18 protein-coding genes are annotated in these 21,180 nt (G+C 45.2%); 6 read left to right on the plus strand and 12 right to left on the minus strand.

Annotated features, from left to right (window positions below):
* Window positions 1-11: 11 nt before the first annotated feature.
* From tolR to aspS, 11 genes are all read right to left on the minus strand, one after another.
* Window positions 12-455, minus strand: coding sequence for a protein TolR (gene tolR / locus BCU07_RS07835; protein WP_017062072.1), 444 nt, complete (start codon window positions 453-455; stop codon window positions 12-14).
* A gap of 3 nt (window positions 456-458) precedes the next feature.
* Window positions 459-1,142: a protein TolQ gene (gene tolQ / locus BCU07_RS07840; protein ID WP_017063515.1), complete on the minus strand. Its 684-nt coding sequence runs from the start codon at window positions 1,140-1,142 to the stop codon at window positions 459-461.
* On the minus strand, window positions 1,132-1,569 hold the full coding sequence (ybgC, locus tag BCU07_RS07845) for a tol-pal system-associated acyl-CoA thioesterase (protein ID WP_017062074.1): 438 nt from the start codon (window positions 1,567-1,569) through the stop codon (window positions 1,132-1,134). The genes tolQ and ybgC overlap by 11 nt, the downstream gene beginning before the upstream one ends.
* A gap of 172 nt (window positions 1,570-1,741) precedes the next feature.
* Window positions 1,742-2,044 carry a cyd operon protein YbgE gene (gene ybgE / locus BCU07_RS07850; RefSeq protein WP_017067532.1) on the minus strand — a complete coding sequence of 101 codons (303 nt, stop codon included), beginning with the start codon at window positions 2,042-2,044 and terminating at the stop codon, window positions 1,742-1,744.
* The gene (cydX, locus tag BCU07_RS07855; RefSeq protein WP_000270284.1) at window positions 2,037-2,144 is read right to left on the minus strand and encodes a cytochrome bd-I oxidase subunit CydX; all 108 of its coding nucleotides are present in this window, start codon (window positions 2,142-2,144) and stop codon (window positions 2,037-2,039) included. The genes ybgE and cydX overlap by 8 nt, the downstream gene beginning before the upstream one ends.
* Before the next feature lie 31 nt (window positions 2,145-2,175).
* Window positions 2,176-3,312, minus strand: coding sequence for a cytochrome d ubiquinol oxidase subunit II (cydB, locus tag BCU07_RS07860; protein ID WP_017067531.1), 1,137 nt, complete (start codon window positions 3,310-3,312; stop codon window positions 2,176-2,178).
* A gap of 13 nt (window positions 3,313-3,325) precedes the next feature.
* Window positions 3,326-4,912, minus strand: a complete 1,587-nt coding sequence (gene cydA, locus BCU07_RS07865) for a cytochrome ubiquinol oxidase subunit I (RefSeq protein WP_102332483.1) — start codon at window positions 4,910-4,912, stop codon at window positions 3,326-3,328.
* Between the two features lie 552 nt (window positions 4,913-5,464).
* Window positions 5,465-6,481 carry a Holliday junction branch migration DNA helicase RuvB gene (gene ruvB, locus BCU07_RS07870; protein WP_017062078.1) on the minus strand — a complete coding sequence of 339 codons (1,017 nt, stop codon included), beginning with the start codon at window positions 6,479-6,481 and terminating at the stop codon, window positions 5,465-5,467.
* 103 nt (window positions 6,482-6,584) lie between these two features.
* On the minus strand, window positions 6,585-7,196 hold the full coding sequence (gene ruvA / locus BCU07_RS07875; RefSeq protein WP_017062079.1) for a Holliday junction branch migration protein RuvA: 612 nt from the start codon (window positions 7,194-7,196) through the stop codon (window positions 6,585-6,587).
* Between the two features lie 153 nt (window positions 7,197-7,349).
* Complete coding sequence (gene ruvC / locus BCU07_RS07880) at window positions 7,350-7,871, minus strand: crossover junction endodeoxyribonuclease RuvC (protein WP_004736470.1); 522 nt, start codon at window positions 7,869-7,871, stop codon at window positions 7,350-7,352.
* Between the two features lie 171 nt (window positions 7,872-8,042).
* Window positions 8,043-9,821: an aspartate--tRNA ligase gene (aspS, locus tag BCU07_RS07885; protein ID WP_017062081.1), complete on the minus strand. Its 1,779-nt coding sequence runs from the start codon at window positions 9,819-9,821 to the stop codon at window positions 8,043-8,045.
* Window positions 9,822-10,135: 314 nt separating this feature from the next.
* Here aspS and BCU07_RS07890 point away from each other — a divergent pair, with 314 nt between their 5' ends.
* The 6 genes from BCU07_RS07890 (at window position 10,136) to BCU07_RS07915 (ending at window position 16,603) form a co-directional block, all read left to right on the plus strand.
* Complete coding sequence (locus BCU07_RS07890) at window positions 10,136-11,041, plus strand: DUF72 domain-containing protein (protein WP_102427845.1); 906 nt, start codon at window positions 10,136-10,138, stop codon at window positions 11,039-11,041.
* A gap of 139 nt (window positions 11,042-11,180) precedes the next feature.
* Entirely contained in the window at window positions 11,181-11,909 is a 729-nt protein-coding gene (cmoA, locus tag BCU07_RS07895; RefSeq protein WP_017062083.1) for a carboxy-S-adenosyl-L-methionine synthase CmoA, read from the plus strand.
* 186 nt (window positions 11,910-12,095) lie between these two features.
* Window positions 12,096-13,067: a tRNA 5-methoxyuridine(34)/uridine 5-oxyacetic acid(34) synthase CmoB gene (gene cmoB, locus BCU07_RS07900; RefSeq protein ID WP_102427846.1), complete on the plus strand. Its 972-nt coding sequence runs from the start codon at window positions 12,096-12,098 to the stop codon at window positions 13,065-13,067.
* Between the two features lie 288 nt (window positions 13,068-13,355).
* Window positions 13,356-14,096, plus strand: coding sequence for an ATP-dependent zinc protease (locus tag BCU07_RS07905; RefSeq protein WP_065585129.1), 741 nt, complete (start codon window positions 13,356-13,358; stop codon window positions 14,094-14,096).
* Between the two features lie 17 nt (window positions 14,097-14,113).
* Window positions 14,114-15,619, plus strand: a complete 1,506-nt coding sequence (locus tag BCU07_RS07910; protein ID WP_065585128.1) for an inactive transglutaminase family protein — start codon at window positions 14,114-14,116, stop codon at window positions 15,617-15,619.
* A 3-nt stretch (window positions 15,620-15,622) separates the two neighbouring features.
* Window positions 15,623-16,603, plus strand: a complete 981-nt coding sequence (locus BCU07_RS07915; protein ID WP_026084277.1) for an alpha-L-glutamate ligase-like protein — start codon at window positions 15,623-15,625, stop codon at window positions 16,601-16,603.
* Window positions 16,604-16,712: 109 nt separating this feature from the next.
* Here the strand turns inward: BCU07_RS07915 and fdhF are convergent, their stop codons facing one another.
* The gene (gene fdhF / locus BCU07_RS07920) at window positions 16,713-20,942 is read right to left on the minus strand and encodes a formate dehydrogenase subunit alpha (RefSeq protein WP_102427847.1); all 4,230 of its coding nucleotides are present in this window, start codon (window positions 20,940-20,942) and stop codon (window positions 16,713-16,715) included.
* Window positions 20,943-21,180 lie beyond the last annotated feature (238 nt).

Consider the following 21,180-nt stretch of genomic DNA (forward strand, 5'->3'; position numbering starts at 1 on the left):
ATGCTACGGAGCTATTCCCTTATATCCGTTAAAAGGCCAACCTTTGGCACACCTGCACGGCTTAATTCATCAAGTAATAAAACCACTTCAGCGTATGGCGTTGCGGCATCACCGCCAACCGCCACTGGAGAATTCGGCTTCAAAGACAACTCAGCTTTTACTCGGACGATAATATCTTCCATGGATAAGCCACGTTGTACTTCTTCGTCATTCACGCTCAAACCAAGCTCACCGTCTTTGTTCACTTCAACGATAATAAAGCTCGCGTTGTCGTCACCCAGTAGGTCTTGTGCCGATTTAGCCGTTGAAGCCTGAGGCAATTCAACGTCGACACCTTGAGTAACAAACGGCGAAGTCACCATAAAAATGATCAGCAAAACAAGCATAACGTCGATGTAAGGTACAACGTTAATCTCTGCTGTCATTTTGCGTTTTTTAGGTTGGTATCCAGCCATCTATTATTCCCTGCCAGCCATCGCTTGACGGTGAAGAATACTGTGAAACTCTTCAGAGAAAGTCGCGTAGTTGTGTTCTAGCTTGCCTACTCGGCTGCTGAAGCGGTTGTACGCCATTACCGCTGGAATCGCAGCGAATAGACCCATTGCTGTTGCGATCAGTGCTTCTGCAATACCAGGAGCAACCATTGCGAGCGTCGCTTGCTTCACTTCACCTAATGCGATGAATGAGTGCATGATGCCCCAAACCGTACCAAATAGGCCGATGTATGGGCTGATAGAGCCAACGGTCGCCAAGAAAGGTAAGTTAGTTTCTAGTTCATCAATCTCACGAGCAACGGCAACGCGCATCGCACGGCCAGTGCCTTCCATAATGAAGTCAGGTGATGTTGCATTCGATTTACGAAGGCGAGCGAACTCAGTAAAGCCTGCGTAGAAAATTTCTTCAGTACCAGAAAGCTCGTCTTTGCGTTTGTTGCTCTCTTGGTACAGTTTTGCAAGATCAACGCCTGACCAAAATTTGTCTTCAAACACTTCTGTTTGTTTAGAAGCTTGAGATAACACTTTACTTCTTTTTATGATCATCGCCCAAGAAACAACAGACATGCCCATAAGAGTCAGCATGACCATCTTAACTAGTAAACTAGCTTCTAAAATTAGGCCTAAGATTGAGATTTCAGCAGTCACTATTCGTTAGCTCCGTGAGAATAAATGTTGGCATTGCTTTGGGTTTCATTTTTTGATTATCGATACATGCTACCTTAACCATTGCTTTACACAATGCCTTGCCATCAGGATTTACGATCTCTTGACAGAAGACCAAGGTAGCTCGCTTCAACTCGTAAATATTTGTAATGACTTGTAAAGAATCATCAAGACGCGCGCCTTGAATAAAATCAATGTCCATATGTCGGACTACAAAACCGATGTTTTGTTCTAACAATACTTGCTGAGAAACGCCAATTGAGCGCAACATCTCAGTTCGAGCGCGTTCGAAAAACTTAAGATAGTTTGAATGGTATACAACGCCACCCGCATCGGTGTCTTCGTAATACACAGTCACTGGCCACGTAAATAGCTTAGATAATCCCTGCAATTTGCTACCACAATCCAAAACGATAAAGATCTCACTATAACCTAACTCCTTATCATTAATAGTATATCGCTGTGAATTTTTTGATTTGAGAGACGAAAAAAAAGGCCATCTGTATAAGATGACCTCTTTTTGGCTAAAAACCCAACAAGTATAAAGGCTCACGTTGTTATGAACCTAAATCCTTTGCCTTTTATAGAAGGCGCAGCGTCGTTAGGTAGAGCAAAATTGTGAGTGAAACATATGGGCTAAACAGTAGCTGCCACATCCAAGCTCTTGGCTTAAATCCGATACCGTAAACCATGCTTGAGCATACTGCCCAAATGAACATTGGCCCGATGATCGCGTTAAAGCCACCGATGCTTGTCGCATACGCTTCAGGATCCCACATCACTAAACCCACATGCATGAAACCCAATACTAGGGATAAGGCTCTAAGCAGAGTCTTATCCATTGGTTGATGCAGCTTAGCGATTTGCTCTGCGAGATTACTCACTGTCTTTGTCCATCATTTCTGAATGCTCTAGCCATAGAGCATTGATGATGCCGAATGCACATGCTAGAAGTACACCCAAAATCCATGCGAAATACCACATAAAATTTCTCCTAAGTTATTTAACTTCTAGCTTAGTAAGCTGAAACGTCGTTATCTTCGATGTGTTTCTTATCTAGACGACCGAACATTTTGTAGTATGTCCAAGTTGTGTAGCCAAGAATCACAGGAACCATTACCGCCGCAACGACAGTCATAAGACCAAGCGTTAGCTCACTCGCTGTTGAATCCCACATAGTCAAGCTTTGGTTAGGGTTCAGGCTTGATGGCATTACGAATGGGAACATTGCAAAACCAGCCGTTAGAATAACACCAGCGTTCGATAGGCTTGAGAACAAGAATGCGAAACCACCACGCTCAAAGCGAGATGCAATCACAGCAAGCAGTGGCATTGCTACACCAAGGATCGGCGCAGCCCACATTGCTGGATAAGTTTCGAAGTTTGTCATCCAAGCACCCACTTGAAGTGATACTTCTTTGTTTAGTGGGTTTGAGTCAGCAAACGTATCGATAGTGCTCGTAATTACATAGCCTTCGATAGATTGAACCCAGAAACCACCAATAACGAATAGAGCAATAGCAATTAGGCCAGTGATCTGAGCAACGTTACGAGCACGAGCGTGCAGCGCTTCTGTTGTCTTCATTTGAAGCCATGTTGCACCTTGCATCACGAACAACATCAGAGCCAACACACCACAAAGCAATGCAAATGGGTTAAGCAGAGCGAAGAACGTACCATGGTACTTAGACATCATAAATTCGTTCAGTTCAAATGGAACACCTTGTAGTAGGTTACCAAATGCCACACCGAAAATGATTGGTGGTACTGCGCCACTAAAGCAAAGTGCATAGTCCCAAGTTTTGCGCCATTTTGGATCTTCGATCTTAGAGCGGTAGTCAAGTGCAAGTGGACGTAACCAAAGCGCTGCTAACGTCGCGTACATTGCGAAGTAGAAGCCAGAAAACGACGTTGCGTAAACCAGTGGCCATGCAGCAAACAATGCACCACCCGCAGTGATAAGCCAAACTTGGTTACCATCCCAGTGAGGGGCAATCGTGTTTAGCATAATACGACGTTCAGTGTCGCTCTTACCGATAACAGGTGACAGAGCGGCAACACCCATATCAAAGCCATCAGTTACGGCGAAACCAACCAGTAGAACACCGATCAATACCCACCAAATAAGTCGTAAGCTTTCGTAATCAAACATAATATTCCCTCACTTATACTTCAACTGAACGGCTAACTTTGTCTTCAACAGAGTTATCGTTTTGTTCGAAGTGGTAACGGCCTGTCTTCAAGCTACTTGGACCTTTACGTGCGAATTTCAGCATTAGGTAAACTTCAGCAATCAAGAACACTGTGTAAAGTGCCAGGATAGCGAATAGAGAAGTCCAAAGCTGTTCAATAGTCAGTGCTGATGCAGCAACGTTAACCGGTAGGATTTCACCAACCGCCCATGGTTGACGACCAAACTCAGCAACGAACCAACCTGCTTCAATCGCAATCCAAGGAAGTGGGATTGAGAATAGCGCAGCTTTAAGTACCCATGGTTTCTGTTCGATTTTCTGACGACACGTTTGAACAAACGCAGCACCGAATACAAACAGCATGATGAAGCCACAAGCAACCATCAGACGGAATGACCAGAATAGAGGCCAAACTGTTGGGATAGAATCATCCGCAGCCATTTGGATTTGGTCTTCAGTTGCATCAACAACGTCGTCTGTGTAGCGCTTAAGAAGCAAGCCGTAACCTAGGTCACCTTTCACTTCGTCGAACGCAGCCATGTTTTCTTCAGACTTATCGCCTGCACGTAGATTTTCAAGCAGCTCGTACGCGTACATACCAGTACGGATACGATCAACGTGGTCATCACGTAGGTCACGTAGGCCCGTTACTTCAGTATCAAGCGAACGCGTTGCGATGATACCCATTACGTAAGGAATTTTAATTGCGTAGTCAGTATTCATTGTCTCTTGGTTTGGAATACCAAAAACAGTAAATGCGGCTGGTGCTTCTTCAGTGTGCCATTCCGCTTCTACAGCAGCGAGCTTCACTTTTTGAACTTCACCAAGCTCGTAACCAGATTCATCACCTAGTACGATTACTGACAAGATCGCCGCCATACCGAAAGACGCTGCAATCGCGAAAGAGCGACGAGCAAAGGCAAGGTCACGACCTTTAAGAATGTAGTATGAGCTGATACCAAGGATGAACATTGCACCCGTTGTGTAACCAGAAGCTACTGTGTGTACGAATTTAACTTGTGCTACTGGGTTTAGTACAACTTCAGCGAAGCTCACCATTTCCATACGCATAGTTTCAAAGTTAAATTCCGCACCCACTGGGTTTTGCATCCAGCCGTTTGCTACCAAGATCCAAAGCGCAGAGAAGTTAGAGCCAAGTGCTACTAACCAAGTTACCGCTAAGTGCTGACGCTTTGACAGTCTGTCCCAACCGAAGAAGAATAGGCCAACAAAAGTAGACTCTAGGAAGAATGCAACAAGCGCTTCGATAGCTAGCGGAGCACCAAAAATGTCGCCAACATAGTGAGAATAGTAAGACCAGTTAGTACCAAACTGGAACTCCATGGTTAAGCCTGTCGCTACACCAAGAGCAAAGTTAATACCAAACAATTTACCCCAGAACTTGGTCATGTCCTTGTAAATTTGCTTGCCAGTCATTACATAAACTGACTCCATAATGGCAAGTAGAAATGCCATACCTAAAGTCAGTGGAACAAATAGGAAGTGATACATCGCTGTAAATGCAAACTGCAATCGCGACAGATCAACAACATCAATCATGGTAACTCCTTTGTGTCGGCTGAATGACACTTGTGTGATTATTCACCGCAAAAATCCATGTTAAAACAATTTATGTAATTGTTATTACAAATTGAAATTTGTAGCAAAAACGTACCGTTATAGTTAGATTATTGTTAAGCATGAGCTAATATAGCTGGCGCTAATATTACTGGTAAAATCAGTATGTTTCAAAAGGTTTATGGGAGAACCCTGCGTTGATTTGTATCAAATTTATTTGAGCAAATTAGAGTTATTTTTGTACAATTATGATTAAAATCACACCAATTATGCTTGTCTTAATAACAGCGCATGATATCTGTGACAAATGCTCAGCACCGCCTCAACATCCGAATTACAACTACCTATAAAGTATTAACAAAAAATATGACAACTTATTTCATTTCCTGTTATCTAAATCAAACCTGAAATCAAAGTTTCCATTTTTGAAGCTCCCTTTTCGATCTTTTTATCGACTCGCTCAAAGAGTTGTTATTCAGTAAAAAGCAAAAAAAACCAGCGCTTATGCAACTGGGATCTTTAAAAATGAATAATTTAACGATTGGAGGGTTTATCTATTCCAAAGTGTAAATACGCTCTGTCGGTCGCGATTCGACCTCTTGGCGTCCTTTGTAGGTAACCTTGTTGAATCAAGTAAGGTTCTAACACATCTTCAATAGTGTCTCTCTCTTCACCAATCGCGGCAGCCATGTTGTCGATACCTACCGGACCACCACCAAACTTCTCCATAATCGCCAGCAGAAGCTTTCTATCCATGTAGTCGAAACCTTTAGCATCGACATCCAACATGTTTAGCGCTTTGTCAGCAACCTCCGGACAAATATGCCCGTCGCCTTTTACTTCCGCATAATCACGAACACGGCGCAGTAGACGGTTAGCAATACGTGGCGTACCACGAGCTCGGCGAGCAACTTCTAGCGCCCCTTCGGACTCCATAGAAAGACCAAGGCAATCTGCACTGCGCTGAACGATGTTTTGTAGATCTTCAACCTTGTAGTACTCAAGACGCTGAGTAATACCAAAACGGTCACGTAACGGCGATGTCAGTGAGCCAGCACGAGTGGTTGCGCCAATCAAAGTAAAAGGAGGAAGGTCAATCTTGATAGAGCGTGCCGCTGGGCCTTCACCAATCATGATATCTAATTGGTAGTCTTCCATTGCAGGGTACAACACCTCTTCAACCACAGGGCTTAAACGGTGAATCTCATCAATGAACAGGACATCATTTTCTTCGAGATTGGTCAGTAACGCCGCTAGGTCGCCTGCTTTTTCTAGAACAGGGCCTGAAGTCGTACGAATGTTGACATCCATCTCATTGGCAACAATGTTCGCCAACGTGGTTTTACCCAAGCCTGGAGGGCCAAATATCAACAGATGGTCGAGCGCCTCGTTACGCAGTTGTGCCGCTTTGATGAAAATCTCCATCTGGCCACGAACGTGATCCTGACCTTGATAGTCAGCCAGTGCTTTAGGGCGTATTGCACGATCAATGACATCTTCATCTTTGAATACTGGGTTATCCGGTGCAATAAGGCGATCGGCTTCAATCATAAATTCTGCTATTCCTAACTATGCTCTTGTTGACTCTGCGCTTCTTGACTCTGTGTAAAGGCAAAGTGAATGAGTCTATTTTGTCGAACAAGTATATTGGGTATTAAACCATCGATTTCAGAGCTTCGCGAATCAACTGTTCGCTGGTCATGCCATCTTTAGCCACTTGAGAAACCACCTTGGAAGCTTGAGTCGGCTTGTAGCCTAATGCAAGTAGCGCACTTACCGCTTCTTCTTCCGCGTCGTGAACGGTTGGCATAGAATCAATCGGAGCTGCATCTGTCGCTGGAGTAAACAAGTCACCCGCGCCCCACCCTTTCAGGCGGTCTTTCATTTCAACAACCAGACGTTCAGCGGTTTTCTTACCCACACCCGGAAGTTTAACCAGCGTCGAGATGTCTTCACGTTCAACACTTTGAACAAACTGGCTAGCCGTCATGCCTGAAAGAATGCCAAGGCCTAGCTTAGGGCCCACACCGTTCGCTTTGATCACTTCACGGAACAGCGCACGCTCTTTAACCGTGTTAAAACCATAAAGTAGCTGCGCATCTTCACGTACAACAAAGTGCGTGTAGATGATTGCCTCTTCGCCCACGTTTGGTAATTCGTAAAAACAGCTCATTGGCATTTGAACTTCATAGCCAACGCCACTCACTTCGATTAGTAATTCTGGTGGCTGTTTTTCTATTAATGTACCGCGTAGACGTCCGATCACAATTCACTCTCTTGATGGAATATAATTTGAGGGACAGAATATAAAAGAACTGGATGCTTATCCAGTTCTTTGTGTTTATTAAGATGATTTATTTAAGCTTGCTTAGCTTAAGAAACCGAATGATTCTGTCTTCAGAAACGCCATAGCCTATGGTTATCGGTAACGCCCTTTTCTTGCGCCTGTCGCTTTACCCGCAAGAGCTACCAAGGTTTTATTGGTGTTGGCGTGAGTGATCGCTACGCCTAGAGCATCGGCAGCATCGGCCTGTGGTTTAGCGGGTAACTTAAGCATGCTCATCACCATGTTCTGAACCATCGACTTATCTGCACCACCATTGCCTGTCACCGCTTGTTTGATTAGACGAGCCGCGTATTCATGAACGGGGAGATCAGCATTTACCGCTGCCACTATCGCACTGCCACGCGCTTGTCCCAGCTTAAGTGCAGAATCCGCATTCTTCGCCATGAAGACCTGTTCTATCGCAAACACATCCGGTTGAAACTGAGTGATGATTTCGCTCACACCGGCGTAGATTTGTTTGAGTCGGCCCGGCAGTTCTTTTTCAGAGGTGCGAATACAACCGCTACCTAAGTAATATAGATGGCGACCATTTTGACGAATCACGCCATAGCCGGTAATACGCGAGCCAGGGTCAATTCCTAAGATAATAGACATAACTTCAATACTGATTATTTATACATGCTTTATGAGCTTAGTATATCGAACGCAAAAAAAAATGCCCGTCAAATTAACGGGCATTCTCTAATTTACTGGCAAGTCTTGGCTAATTAATTGAGAGCTCTCTATCAACTAGGATCTCTTCATCAACAAGAAAAGATAACAGGCTTACGCTTGCTCTTTTTTCTCTGCCAATTTAACTGCGATTGCTAGCTCTTCCAGTGATGCTGGGTTCGCTAGGCTTGGCGCGTCTGTCAGTAGACATGCTGCAGCTGTTGTTTTCGGAAATGCGATAACGTCACGGATGTTCTCAGTACCACAAAGCAGCATTGCTAGACGGTCAAGACCGAATGCTAGACCAGCGTGCGGTGGCGTGCCGTACTTAAGCGCTTCAAGTAGGAAGCCGAACTTCTCTTGTTGCTCTTGTGCTTCGATACCTAGGATACCAAATACCGCTGTTTGCATTTCTGCGTTGTGGATACGTACAGAACCGCCGCCTACTTCGTAGCCGTTGATTACCATGTCGTATGCATCAGAATTTGCTGCTGCTGGGTTCGCTTTTAGCTCTTCCGCGTTCACACCTAGTGGTGATGTGAATGGGTGGTGCATTGCGTGTAGGTTACCTTCGCCGTCTTCTTCGAACATTGGGAAGTCAACAACCCACAGTGGAGCCCATGCAGATGTGTCTGTTAGCTCTAGATCCGTACCTAGTTTAAGACGAAGTGCGCCCATTGCTTCAGCAACGATGCCCGCTTTGTCTGCGCCGAACAGAATGATATCGCCAGATTCAGCTTGAGTACGATCTAGAATACCGTTGATTACGTCTTCGCTTAGGAATTTAGCAACTGGAGATTGAATACCTTCCATGCCTGCAGCACGGTCGTTAACCTTCATCCAAGCTAGGCCTTTCGCGCCGTAGATGTTTACATGTTCAGCGTAGCCGTCGATTTGCTTACGAGTTAGCTTAGCACCACCTGGAACACGGATAACTGCTACGCGACCTTTTTCGTCGTTAGCTGGGCCAGAGAATACCTTGAATTCAACATCTTTAACCAAGTCAGCAACGTCCACTAGCTCTAGTGGGTTACGTAGATCTGGCTTATCAGAACCGAAACGACGAATCGCTTCAGAGAAAGGCATTACTGGGAATTGACCTAGTTCAACATCTAGAAGTTCTTTCCACATATCGTGAACAAGCTTCTCAGTCACGTTACGTACTTCTTGAGAAGTCATGAAAGATGTTTCGATATCGATTTGAGTAAATTCAGGCTGACGGTCAGCACGTAAATCTTCATCACGGAAACATTTAACGATTTGGTAGTAACGGTCAAAACCAGACATCATCAGCAGTTGCTTGAAAAGCTGAGGAGATTGAGGAAGTGCGTAGAAGCTACCTTTGTGAACACGGCTTGGTACTAGGTAGTCACGAGCACCTTCTGGTGTCGCTTTCGTTAGTACTGGCGTTTCGATGTCTAGGAATAAGTTCTCATCTAGGAAACGACGAACGAAGCTAGAAGCACGTGCACGAAGCTTAATACGGTCGCTCATTTCTGGACGACGAAGATCGATGTAACGGTACTTAAGACGCTGCTCTTCAGAGTTCGTTTGGTTGAAGTCTAGTGGAAGCGCTTCTGAACGGTTAATGATCTCTAGACCCGTCGCGTAAAGTTCTACTTCACCAGTAGCCATGTCTTTATTTACTTGGCTGTCCGGACGAACTCGTACTTCACCAGTAAACTTAATACAGAATTCATTACGCAGTTGGTTAGCGATCGGGAAGATATCTTTCATATCTGGATCGACAACAACCTGAACGATGCCTTCACGATCACGCATATCAATAAAGATAAGACCGCCTAAATCACGGCGACGGTTTACCCAGCCGCACAATTCTACAGTTTGTCCCGCCAGGGACTTGTTCAGGTTACCACAGTAATGGGTACGCATAATGAATTTCCCAATCTCTTAATTATTTACTAATTTCCAAGCTGTCAGTGGTCATTCCACACAACAGAGCAAAGGAACATTTATACGCGGAAACTCGCTTAAAATCGACCTTCCACATTCGAATTTATTGTGTTTTATCTGGCTTTGCTGCTTTTTAGCCCATCAAGTGCGCAAAGATTCATCAAAACCGAAAAAATTGCGATAATTATATCTCGAAAGTACCTTAATCAGCAAAACTCTCGTAAAGTAGATTTTCGTTTCAACCCAAAAACTTTTTGTAATGACTGATGGCGTGATGGATAACGGTGTAATAGATGGATAATCGTGTAATAACAACAGAAACTTTACCTCTAAGACTTGGATTAACTATGTGGTCTCATTCTGAGTGGCAAAGTCAGTTCTACGGTAAAGGCACCAAGCCTGCCGAACGCTTGGAAAAATACACCCAAGTTTTCCATACCGTTGAGGGCAACACCACCTTTTACGCTACGCCAAGTATGTCTACCGTTCACAATTGGAAAGCCGCCAGTCACGATGATTTCAAGTTCACCTTCAAATTGCCCAAATTCATCACCCACCAGCAACAACTGAGACACTGCCAAGCCGAACTCAAAGAGTTCTTGATAACGATGTCGCCACTGCATGACCGTATTGGTCAATGGACGATTCAGCTGCCGCACAGTTTTGAGCCCAGCATGCTGCCTGCCCTACAAAAGTTTTGCACCTTATTCCCAAAAGATATGCAGCTTGGCGTCGAAGTTCGACACTTAGGTTTCTTTGATAAGGGCGATGCGGAAAAACGCTTCAACCAATGGCTGGTTGAGGAAGGCATCAATCGCATCATTATGGACAGCCGCCCCGTTTTCTCTGCGCCACCCACCACAGAAGCGGTGATCGATGCGCATCAGAAAAAACCGCGTGTTCCTGTTCATGCAATTGCTACCGCCAATAACCCGATGATTCGATTTATTGGTCACCCAGACCAAGAACCTAATATTGAGTTTTTTAAGCCTTGGTTTGCCAAAATCCCAAACTGGCTTAATGAAGGCAAGCAGCCCTATTTAATGATCCACACCCCAGACAATAACCACGCACCTGAACTTGCGATTGCTATTTATAAGAGGCTACAAAAGCAAGTCTCTGAAAATACGTCATTATTACTGCCCGAACTGGCTCAGTTTCCAGCTCAAAAAGGCAATCACCAAATCTCGATGTTTTAACCTCTCACTTGTAAGTAGCTTCGAACCTTGAGCTAAATCTCAGTTTTCGTGACAGTGGCGTTTTTTTTACGTAAAATACGCCCCCTTTTATTTGGTACGAATTTTGTGCCAATTACGCTGACTGTCGAGAGAAAATGCTATGAGCAACACAGACAATATCTTTTCCGCTCCTATTGATAAAATTGGAGACTTCACCTTTGATGCAAGGGTTGCTGAAGTATTTCCGGATATGATTCAACGTTCGGTGCCTGGCTATAGCAATATCATCTCTGCAATCGGCATGCTGGCTGAGCGCTTTGTAAAGCCACACTCAAATATTTACGACCTTGGCTGCTCGCTTGGTGCTGCGACACTTTCTATGCGTCGTCACATTCAGCAAGAAGGCTGCACGATTTTCGCGATCGATAATTCAGAGGCCATGGTTGAGCGCTGCAAATTGCACGTTAATGCTTACCGCAGTGACACACCGGTAGAAGTGATTGAAGCCGACATCCGTGAAGTGGAAATCAAAGACGCTTCTGTTGTGGTGCTTAACTTTACGCTGCAATTTCTTTCTCCAGACGATCGATACGCTCTGCTTGAGAAAATTCATGCTGGCCTGCGCCCAGGCGGGATCTTAATCCTGTCAGAAAAATACGTATTCGAAGATGAAAGCTCAAATGAACTGCTTATCGACCTGCACCATGATTTCAAACGTGCTAACGGGTACAGCGAGCTAGAAGTAAGTCAGAAACGTAGCGCAATTGAAAACGTGATGCGCCCGGATTCGATCCCTGTTCACAGAGAGCGATTTGATAAGATTGGCTTCTCAAGCAGCGAAGTCTGGTTCCAATGTTTCAACTTTGGTTCAATGTTCGCGATAAAGTAAACATTTTAGATTACGTAACCGTCGCGACACCGTTAGCACGTACTAAAATGTCATCCTCAAGAGCGAGGAACAAACGAATTGGGGATCTCTTATCAAACACGATAAACGAGATTCCCTAGCATGTTTGTCCACACTCTTAATGGAGTGACAAATTTAATTTCTACACCACCAACTCAGTGAAAACCTATGTTTAATTTTGCCAATTTTTATCAACTTATTGCCCAAGATACTCGCCTTCAGCCGTGGCTAAATGTCCTGCCACAGCAACTGACCGATTGGCAAAATGCAGAGCACGGTGACTTTGACCGCTGGCTACGTGCACTAAACAAGATTCCACAAGACGTGCCAGATCAAGTTGACCTGAAAAATTCAGTGACGATTGGTAGTTCTACGCCATACCACACAGGCGAACTGAAAAAGCTAGAAAGCTTATTGAAGACTTTCCACCCGTGGAGAAAAGGTCCTTACACGGTTCACGACATTCATATCGATACAGAATGGCGCAGTGACTGGAAATGGGATCGTGTGCTTCCACATATCTCACCACTTAAAAACCGTTCTGTGCTCGATGTAGGTTGTGGCAATGGTTACCACATGTGGCGCATGCTTGGCGAAGGCGCTCGCTTAACGGTTGGTATCGATCCTTCCCACCTATTCTTGGTTCAGTTTGAAGCGATCCGTAAGTTGATGGGCGATGACCAACGTGCGCACCTTTTACCTCTAGGTATTGAACAACTACCAAAACTGGAAGCGTACGACACTGTATTCAGCATGGGCGTGCTATACCACCGTCGCTCTCCGCTTGATCACTTGATTCAACTGAAAGACCAATTGGTGTCTGGCGGTGAATTAGTGATTGAAACCTTAGTGATTGAAGGCGATGAAAATGCAGTTCTGGTTCCTGTTGACCGTTACGCGCAGATGAGAAACGTGTACTTCTTCCCCTCTGCTCGAGCTCTGAAACGCTGGCTTGAACAGGTCGGCTTTGAAGACGTGCGCATCGTGGATGAGAATGTCACGACAATCGGCGAGCAACGCACGACAGAATGGATGACACACAACTCTCTACCAGATTACTTAGACCCGAATGATCCAAGTAAAACGGTTGAAGGTCACCCAGCACCAAGACGTGCCATTCTTGTGGCGACCAAGCCATAAATGTGATGCCCGAAAGCCATTATTTAGCCGATAACAGAGTAATGGCTTTTTGGTGGCTACAGCGCCACCTTTTGCTTCGCTGTGAGCTTTCACAAAAATGCGCGCAAATTGAACAAAAATTGACTTATGCTTAATAAGTGAGCTATTTAAAATTACAATAATTGGCGTAGCGCTCACATTGCGATTCAATATGACCAGACTCTTACAATAGGATGCTTCACGCATCCTTTTTTGTGGGCTAAACTTCTAAATAGTCTGAACTATTCTCTAATTTCCAAAGGTTTTTTTATGTTTAAGCGATTATCGCCTATTGTGGCGGTTGGTTTGCTCTCTGGTTGTACCCTTACTAACGGTGCTGCCTACCACCAAGAAACTCTCGATGCTATTGCCCGCTCAGAGACAAACATCGCAAATAAGGTTCAAAATCTTGAACTGCAAGTCAGTAATCAAAGTGATTACATTGAAAGCTTAGAAGACGAAATCATCACCCTTTCAAATCAGTTAGATGTTCATCTAACAAGCATGGAACACAAAGTCATTGAAGAGCTAGAGGAAGAAGAACCCGTGGCAGTTGCAGCGGCTCCTATCGCTCCTACCTCACAACCGACTATCCTTGGCGGAATCGAAAAAGTGTCTATCGACTCAATCAAACAAAGCTTTGATGCGCGAGTGGATACCGGCGCAACAACCTCTTCTTTGAATGCCGTCGATATTAAAGAATTCGAACGAAATGGTAAGAACTGGGTTAAGTTCCACCTAGAAGACCAAGGACAAGCGGCAGAAGACCAAAAATGGATTGAAGCGCCTGTTGTACGTTATGTGAAAATCCGCCAATCAACGAATGATCAGACAGAACGTCGAGCTGTGATTGAATTATGGGTTAAAGTTGGAAAAATCCATGAAAAAGCGCAATTTACATTGGCGGATCGCTCTCAAATGAGTCACCCTGTATTACTAGGGCGCGAATTTATCAAAGACATAGCGCTAGTAGATGTAAGTAAAAAGTACGTACAAACGGAAGTTAAATAACAATAGTAGGGTAAGCTATGACGTCAAGAATTCCATTTTATATCTCTATATTCCTGCTTATCGTGGCAGGCATAACACTGAGTATGTTCAGACATACGACCTACGGTGTACCTTGGACTCCAGGGGAAACCAGGCAGGTTTGGGACGTTGAAGCTCGTATTGAGTTCAACGCAGTAGGCAAAGAAGCAAAAGTTTCCTTAGCGGCTCCTCATACTCAGTCTAACTACACACTTATCGGCGAATCGGCTTCATCACCAGGTTATGGTATTTCTTACTTAAATACTGAGTCAGGTCGTCGTGCAGAGTGGTCTATTCGTTACGCAGATGGCCCTCAAACCATCTACTACAAGACACAATTCCTAGTCGACAACCAAGCTAAAGTGAACGACACACCACCAGAAGGTGAAGTGGTTCAACCAAGCTTCGACGGCCCGGAAGAAGCGGCGTCTCTAGCTCTTATTGACAGAGCAACAAAGCGTTCTGCAGACAATCTAACGTTCACTCGTGAGCTCATCAAAACACTTAATGATCCAGACAGTCAAAACTCTGCGCTGATTCTGAACAACATGACCAAAGTGGAAGCGACACACAAGCTACTTTCAGCAGCGAAAATACACAACAAAGTGGTTGGTGTTATCGAGCTAGAAGATGGCCGTCGTCGTCAATCAATTCAGAACATGATTCAGATTTGGGATAACGATGAGTGGATCCTATTCTCTCCTGAATCCAGCGAACAGCAAGTTCAACCAAACCTACTTATCTGGGACGAGTCAAACGTTTCTCTACTGGATGTAGTTGGCGGTCAAAACAGTAAAGTTCACTTCTCTATGATTGCTCAAGAGGTTTCACCAACTGAAGCAACCAACAGTAAAGTCTCGGCTGACCAGCTGTTAAACCTATCGATTCATAGCCTACCGCTAGAAGAGCAAGCGATGTTTAAAACCATCATGCTGATTCCTATCGGTGCACTTATTGTTGTGTTCTTGCGTGTCATCATCGGTTTGAAAACGTCTGGTACCTTCATGCCAGTTCTGATTGCGGTGGCCTTTGTTCAAACACAACTGGTAACGGGTATTGTTGGCTTCCTGCTTATTGTAGGTACGGGTCTGATTATTCGAAGTTACTTGTCCAAACTCAACTTGCTCTTGGTAGCCAGGATATCCGCCGTAATCATCACGGTAATCATGATTATCTCCGTGTTTACCGTGGTCGCGTTTAAAGTCGGTCTGACTGAAGGTCTATCGATTACGTTCTTCCCAATGATCATCCTATCTTGGACTATCGAACGTATGTCTATCCTATGGGAAGAAGAAGGCGCGAAAGAAGTAATGCTACAAGGTGGTGGTTCTCTATTCACTGCGGTTCTTGTTTACTTAGGCATGACTAACCCGTTCATTCAGCACTTAACGTTTAACTTTATTGGTTTACAACTTGTTATTCTAGCGACCATCTTGCTACTAGGTAACTACACAGGATACCGTCTAACCGAGCTTCGTCGCTTTAAACCGCTAGCGGAGGACTAAGTTATGTTTGATCAGTTTACTTCACCGTTTAGGTTGAAAGACAAAGGCATAATGGGAATGAACAAGCGTAACCATAGTTATATTGGTCGCTACAATGATCGTTCCAAGTATCCACTCGTTGATGACAAGCTTAAGACGAAGATCATTGCTGAACAGGCTGGTGCTACTGTACCAAAACTGATTGGCGTGATTGGTCATCAAGCTGAAGTAAAAACAATCCACAAGATGGTAAAAGAGTGGCCGGGTTTCGTAATCAAGCCAGCTCAAGGCAGTGGTGGTAAAGGTATCCTTGTTGTGACTTCTCACAAGGACGGCGTTTACACCAAGCCATCGGGTTCGACTATCAATGAAGAAGACGTAGAGCGCCACATCAGTAACGCTCTCGCGGGTCTTTTCTCACTCGGTGGTAAGAACGATGTTGCTGTAGTTGAAAACCTCATCAAGTTTGACGAGTGTTTTGACGGCTTCAGTTACGAGGGTGTACCAGATGTACGAATCATTGTATTCAAGGGCTACCCTGTAATGGCGATGATGCGTCTATCGACTTCGGCTTCTGATGGTAAAGCTAACTTGCACCAAGGTGCTGTGGGCGTAGGTATTTGTATCGCTACGGGTAAAGCCGTTCGTGCGGTTCAGTTTGACCACCCAGTCACTCACCACCCAGATACGGGTAAAGAGTTGGCGCTACTTCAAGTGCCGCATTGGGAAAAACTGCTAACACTGGCATCAAGCGCTTGGGAAATGACGGGGCTTGGCTACATGGGTACTGACATGGTTCTAGACCAAGAAGAAGGCCCAATGGTACTTGAGCTTAACGCACGTCCAGGTTTGGCTATCCAAATCGCGAACGGTGCTGGTCTGCTTCCTCGATTGCACCATATTGAGAACCTTGGTACGCCGGCTGAATACCCGAAACCTGCAGAGCGCGTGGCATACGCAGCTAAGCAATTCGGTGTTCACGGTAACGAGATTGTTCCGAACTGAGCTATTTGCTAACTAGGTCACTTGATACCTAATAGAGCTCAATAAATAAGCCGCATAACTCTGAGAGTTACGCGGCTTTTTAGTATCTGCCATTTGTTAACGAATTGGGCTAAGCCTCTGTCGCTTCAATTTCAGGCTCACGAATCGGATCAATGCGCACTGCCGCAACCTTAAACTCAGGGATCTTGGCATGCGGATCGGTCGCCGTTGTCGTCAAACGGTTCACAGGAGACTCCACGAAATGGAAGGGAATAAACACCACACCTTTCTGCATTCGCTTGGTTACAAAAGCCGCGATTTCAATTTCACCACGACGTGTTGAGACTTTAAGCATCTGACCATTCGAGATCCCTAACGCTTCAGCATCATGAACACTGACCATCGCACGTGGCCCAGCTAAGTTATCCAGCCCTTTAGTTTTACGCGTCATGGTTCCGGTATGGAACTGCTCTAGAATACGCCCAGTCGTTAATACTAACGGATACTCTTCATCCGGAAGCTCTGCTGCATATCGAAACGGAATCGCTTCCATCTGACCACGTCCACGAGTGAACTGAGTCTGGTGCATAATACGAGTGCCATCAGGATTGTTTTTATTGCTTGGCCATTGCACGCCATTAACCGTGATGTTTTCCCAACGTAAACCACCATATTGTGGCGTGACGCGAGCAATCTCATTGGTAATGTCCGCAACCGAATCGTAGCTCCAACCACCACCCATTGCATTCGCAAGTAACTGGATAATCACCCAATCCTCTTTCGCTTCACCTGGAGGTAATACCGCAGGGTTGATACGCTGAACGCGTCGCTCGGTATTGGTAAAGTGACCAGACTTCTCGGCGAACGAGCAAGACGGTAGAACCACATCGGCATACTGCGCCGTTTCGGTTAAGAAGATGTCTTGCACCACAAGGAAATCTAACGCTTCAAGCCCTTCAATCACGTGTGCTTGATTCGGATCGCTTAGTACAGGATTTTCACCCATCACATATAAACCACGCACATCTCGATTACACGCCCCATCAATAATCTCGGTCAGCGTTAACCCTGTTTCAGCAGGCAAATCAGCAACGCCCCACTCCATCGCAAACTTTTGACGAACCATTGGGTTGTACACTTTCTGATAACCCGGCAAGTTATTTGGCAACGCGCCCATGTCGCATGCACCCTGAACATTGGATTGACCACGTAATGGGTTGATACCGCCGCCTTCAATTCCGATATTGCCACACAAGAGCTGTAGGTTAGCGATTGATCGAACGTTATCGTGACCAGTGGTATGTTGCGTAATGCCCATCGAGTAGTACACCGCTGTACGCTCTGCAGTACCAATCAATCGCGCCATTGCGAAGATGTCTTCCGCTTTAACGCCAGTTACCAGCTCCACTTTGTCTAGTGAATAACTTGGTGACATTACCTCTTGAAGCAAGGTATCAAAGCCATCCACACGGTCTTCGATATACTCTTGGTCGTACCAACCGTGTTTGATGATTTGCTGCATCACACCATTGATCAACATTACATCAGTACCCGGTCGGTGCGCTAAATAAAGTTCAGCATGGTCAGCAATATCGATTCGTTTTGGATCGGCAACGATCAATCTCGCTCCACCATGTCTCACAGCTTGCTTGATATGCGAGCCAATAATTGGGTGTGCTGACGTGGTGTCGGAGCCAATAATAAAGATCACATCTGAGTGCTTGATGCTTGGAATATCATTGGTCATCGCCCCGCTACCTAGCGAAGCCTCTAAACCAGTAACAGTAGATGCGTGACAAAGGCGCGCACAGTGATCGACGTTATTGGTACCGAGTTCACGACGTATGAATTTTTGGAAGGCATAGTTATCTTCATTGGTGGTTTTCGCCGACGAGAACCCCGCTAAAGCGTTACTGCCAAAGCCTTGCTTAATCGCAGTAAACTTCTCGGCAATAAGCTTAACTGCCTCATCCCAACTTGCAGGTTGCAACCAGCCATCTTTACGAATTAATGGTGTGGTTAAACGCGCATCGCTGCCCACAAAATCGAAGCCAAATCGTCCCTTAACACACAACATGCCTTCATTAACCGGAGAGTCTCCGCCTTCGATATAGCGGATTTTGTTTTTCTGCTCATCGATATGCATGGTTAGCTTGCAGCCGACACCGCAATAGGTGCAGATGGTATCGACTTTCTTGAGTACGTCTGTGTCTCCCTGCTTTCTGTCGCGAGCATCCACCATTGCACCGGTTGGACACACCTGAATACACGATCCACATTGAACGCAGTTTGAGTCGCCCATTAAGGTCTTATCTGCCCCAAAGTTAGGGCGACATTCAGGTCTTGATGCAGGTTTGCCATCCGATTGATTCATGAAGCTTAGAACGCCATGAACATTCTGTTCTCGACATGCTTGAATACACTGGCCACAACTAATACAGCGGTTGGCGTCAAAGATAATGAACTCAGAACTGTCATCGACCGAAAATTTTTGCCTTGTTAACCCGACCTTCGCTTCTTCAGCACGAATCGCCTGCCAACTCTCATTCGAAGCCACATCGATTTTGTACTCTGGATGCGTTTGCGTTGCTTTGTATTCGGTCGAGTAGTCTCGTAGGTCGCAATCGGTATTGGCTTGGCAGCCACACTCTAGACATCTTGCAGCTTCCGCTATTGCATCAGCATTCTCAAACCCTGTTTCTACTTCATCAAAGCTTTGTTCACGCTGCTCGGGCGTTAGTTCTGGCATGATCTTACGAGCCATGCGTTGTATCGACTGGTATTGCTCAGGATCCACCGCTTTGAGCTGTTTGTGCTTTCTTGAGTTAAACGGTTTAGCCGGAATATTTTCCATATCACCATGGAAGAAGCGATCGATCGCTTGTGCAGCAATACGCCCATCCCCAACCGCTTCGACTGCAGTTGCAGGGCCGCGTCGGAAATCACCAATACTGAAAATATTTCCGGTTCCGGTATGCATGGTTTGTGGATCAGCATCTGCGGTATTCCAACGAGTAAGAGGAATATCAATTGCTTCATTGTCCATAAAACTCAGATCAGGCTTTTGTGACACGGCAGCAATAACCGTATCAAACGCTTCAACAAAGAACTCGCCCGTTGGTTTAGGGCTGCGACGACCTGAAGCATCAGCCGGACCCAAAGCCATACGCTCTAATCGTATTTCTGATACATGACCATTTTCATCGGCTATGTTTGCTGCCGGGTTGGTTAAGAAATGGAACTTCACACCTTCATGCTCAGCTTCTTCGATTTCGTAATCTTCTGCAGGCATCTCATCTCGAGTACGACGATAAATCAGCGTAGTATCCGCGCCATCACGCACCGCTGTTCGAGCGCAGTCAATCGCGGTATTACCGCCACCAATTACTGCGACCTTTTTACCTGTGACATACTGCTGATCGGTCACGTAATCTTTCAGATAATCGACACCCAAATAACAACCGCCGAGTTCACTACCCGGGTAATTCATTTCAACCGCTTGTGATGCGCCAACGGCTAAACAAACCGCATCAAAATCGTTACTTAAATCAGACAGTGTAAAATCAACACCGAGTTTTTTACCGCACTCAACCACCATTCCGTTGCGACACATCAACTCGATTTCTTTATCTAGAATCGACTTAGGTAAGCGATATTCAGGGATACCGTAACGCAGCCAACCACCCGCTTTGGGCATCGACTCATAGACACTGACTTCATAGCCTTCGTTAGATAGGTAATAACCCGCCGTAAGCCCACCGGGGCCACTACCAACAATAGCAATGCTCTTGCCTTTATTTGGTTTCTTCGCTGGCATGTAGCTCTCTTGAGCCGCTAGATCCGCATCGGCAGCGTGTCGTTTGAGTTGGCGAATCGCAATGGATTCATCGACCAAGTTACGACGACATTCGGTTTCACAGAAAGCAGGACACACACGACCAATTGAAAGCGGCATTGGCAATGTCTTTTTGATCACTTCAATCGCTTTAATGTGATCATTTTGAGCAATATGGTGCAGGTAAGATTGGATGTCGACCCCAGCAGGACAGGCTGTTTGGCATGGCGCCTCACAGTCAGCGTAGTGATCGGTCATGATGCGATTCAACGCTTCTTGTCGATGATTCGTTAACTGTTTTGACTGAGTGGTAATATTCAGCCCATTAGACACTTCAAGCTCACAAGAGCGAGTAACACCAACGCCATCAACTTCCACAACACACAAATCACACGGCACTTTATCCGCTGTTTTATTCAAACCACATAAAGATGGGATTTCCAAACCACATGTTTTTGCCGCTTCAAGAACGGTTTGTCCTTGCTCGACGATTCGATATTTCCCATCAATAACGATTTGAATCATACCTAAGTCCTACCTTTACCTTTCGCACACGCGAGTTATCAACAATTAAAATTTAAGTAATACAATATTATTAATATTATTAAATCTATGTCATTACCATACATTATTTGTGGTTTTGTGCGTGTGACCTCAAACAAGTTCCATTGATAATAACCATAATGTATGAGTGGTCTTATCAGTGTCGACGAAAGGATTAAGCGGGAGGGGTTCTGCTGTAGAAGTAAGAAGTAAGAAATTA

It is taken from the genome of Vibrio sp. 10N.261.54.E10, assembly GCF_002877735.2.
GTDB lineage: Bacteria > Pseudomonadota > Gammaproteobacteria > Enterobacterales > Vibrionaceae > Vibrio > Vibrio crassostreae_C.

Bases quoted from the DNA above. Each gene is read 5' to 3' on its own strand.
- ruvC (WP_004736470.1), bottom strand. From the start codon at position 7,871: ATGTCTATTATCTTAGGAATTGACCCTGGCTCGCGTATTACCGGCTAT.
- ruvB (WP_017062078.1), bottom strand. From the start codon at position 6,481: ATGATTGAAGCCGATCGCCTTATTGCACCGGATAACCCAGTATTCAAA.
- cydX (WP_000270284.1), bottom strand. From the start codon at position 2,144: ATGTGGTATTTCGCATGGATTTTGGGTGTACTTCTAGCATGTGCATTC.
- fdhF (WP_102427847.1), bottom strand. From the start codon at position 20,942: ATGATTCAAATCGTTATTGATGGGAAATATCGAATCGTCGAGCAAGGA.
- BCU07_RS07910 (WP_065585128.1), top strand. From the start codon at position 14,114: ATGACGTCAAGAATTCCATTTTATATCTCTATATTCCTGCTTATCGTG.
- cmoA (WP_017062083.1), top strand. From the start codon at position 11,181: ATGAGCAACACAGACAATATCTTTTCCGCTCCTATTGATAAAATTGGA.
- BCU07_RS07905 (WP_065585129.1), top strand. From the start codon at position 13,356: ATGTTTAAGCGATTATCGCCTATTGTGGCGGTTGGTTTGCTCTCTGGT.
- cydB (WP_017067531.1), bottom strand. From the start codon at position 3,312: ATGTTTGATTACGAAAGCTTACGACTTATTTGGTGGGTATTGATCGGT.
- aspS (WP_017062081.1), bottom strand. From the start codon at position 9,821: ATGCGTACCCATTACTGTGGTAACCTGAACAAGTCCCTGGCGGGACAA.
- BCU07_RS07890 (WP_102427845.1), top strand. From the start codon at position 10,136: ATGGATAATCGTGTAATAACAACAGAAACTTTACCTCTAAGACTTGGA.
- cydA (WP_102332483.1), bottom strand. From the start codon at position 4,912: ATGATTGATGTTGTTGATCTGTCGCGATTGCAGTTTGCATTTACAGCG.
- BCU07_RS07915 (WP_026084277.1), top strand. From the start codon at position 15,623: ATGTTTGATCAGTTTACTTCACCGTTTAGGTTGAAAGACAAAGGCATA.
- tolR (WP_017062072.1), bottom strand. From the start codon at position 455: ATGGCTGGATACCAACCTAAAAAACGCAAAATGACAGCAGAGATTAAC.
- cmoB (WP_102427846.1), top strand. From the start codon at position 12,096: ATGTTTAATTTTGCCAATTTTTATCAACTTATTGCCCAAGATACTCGC.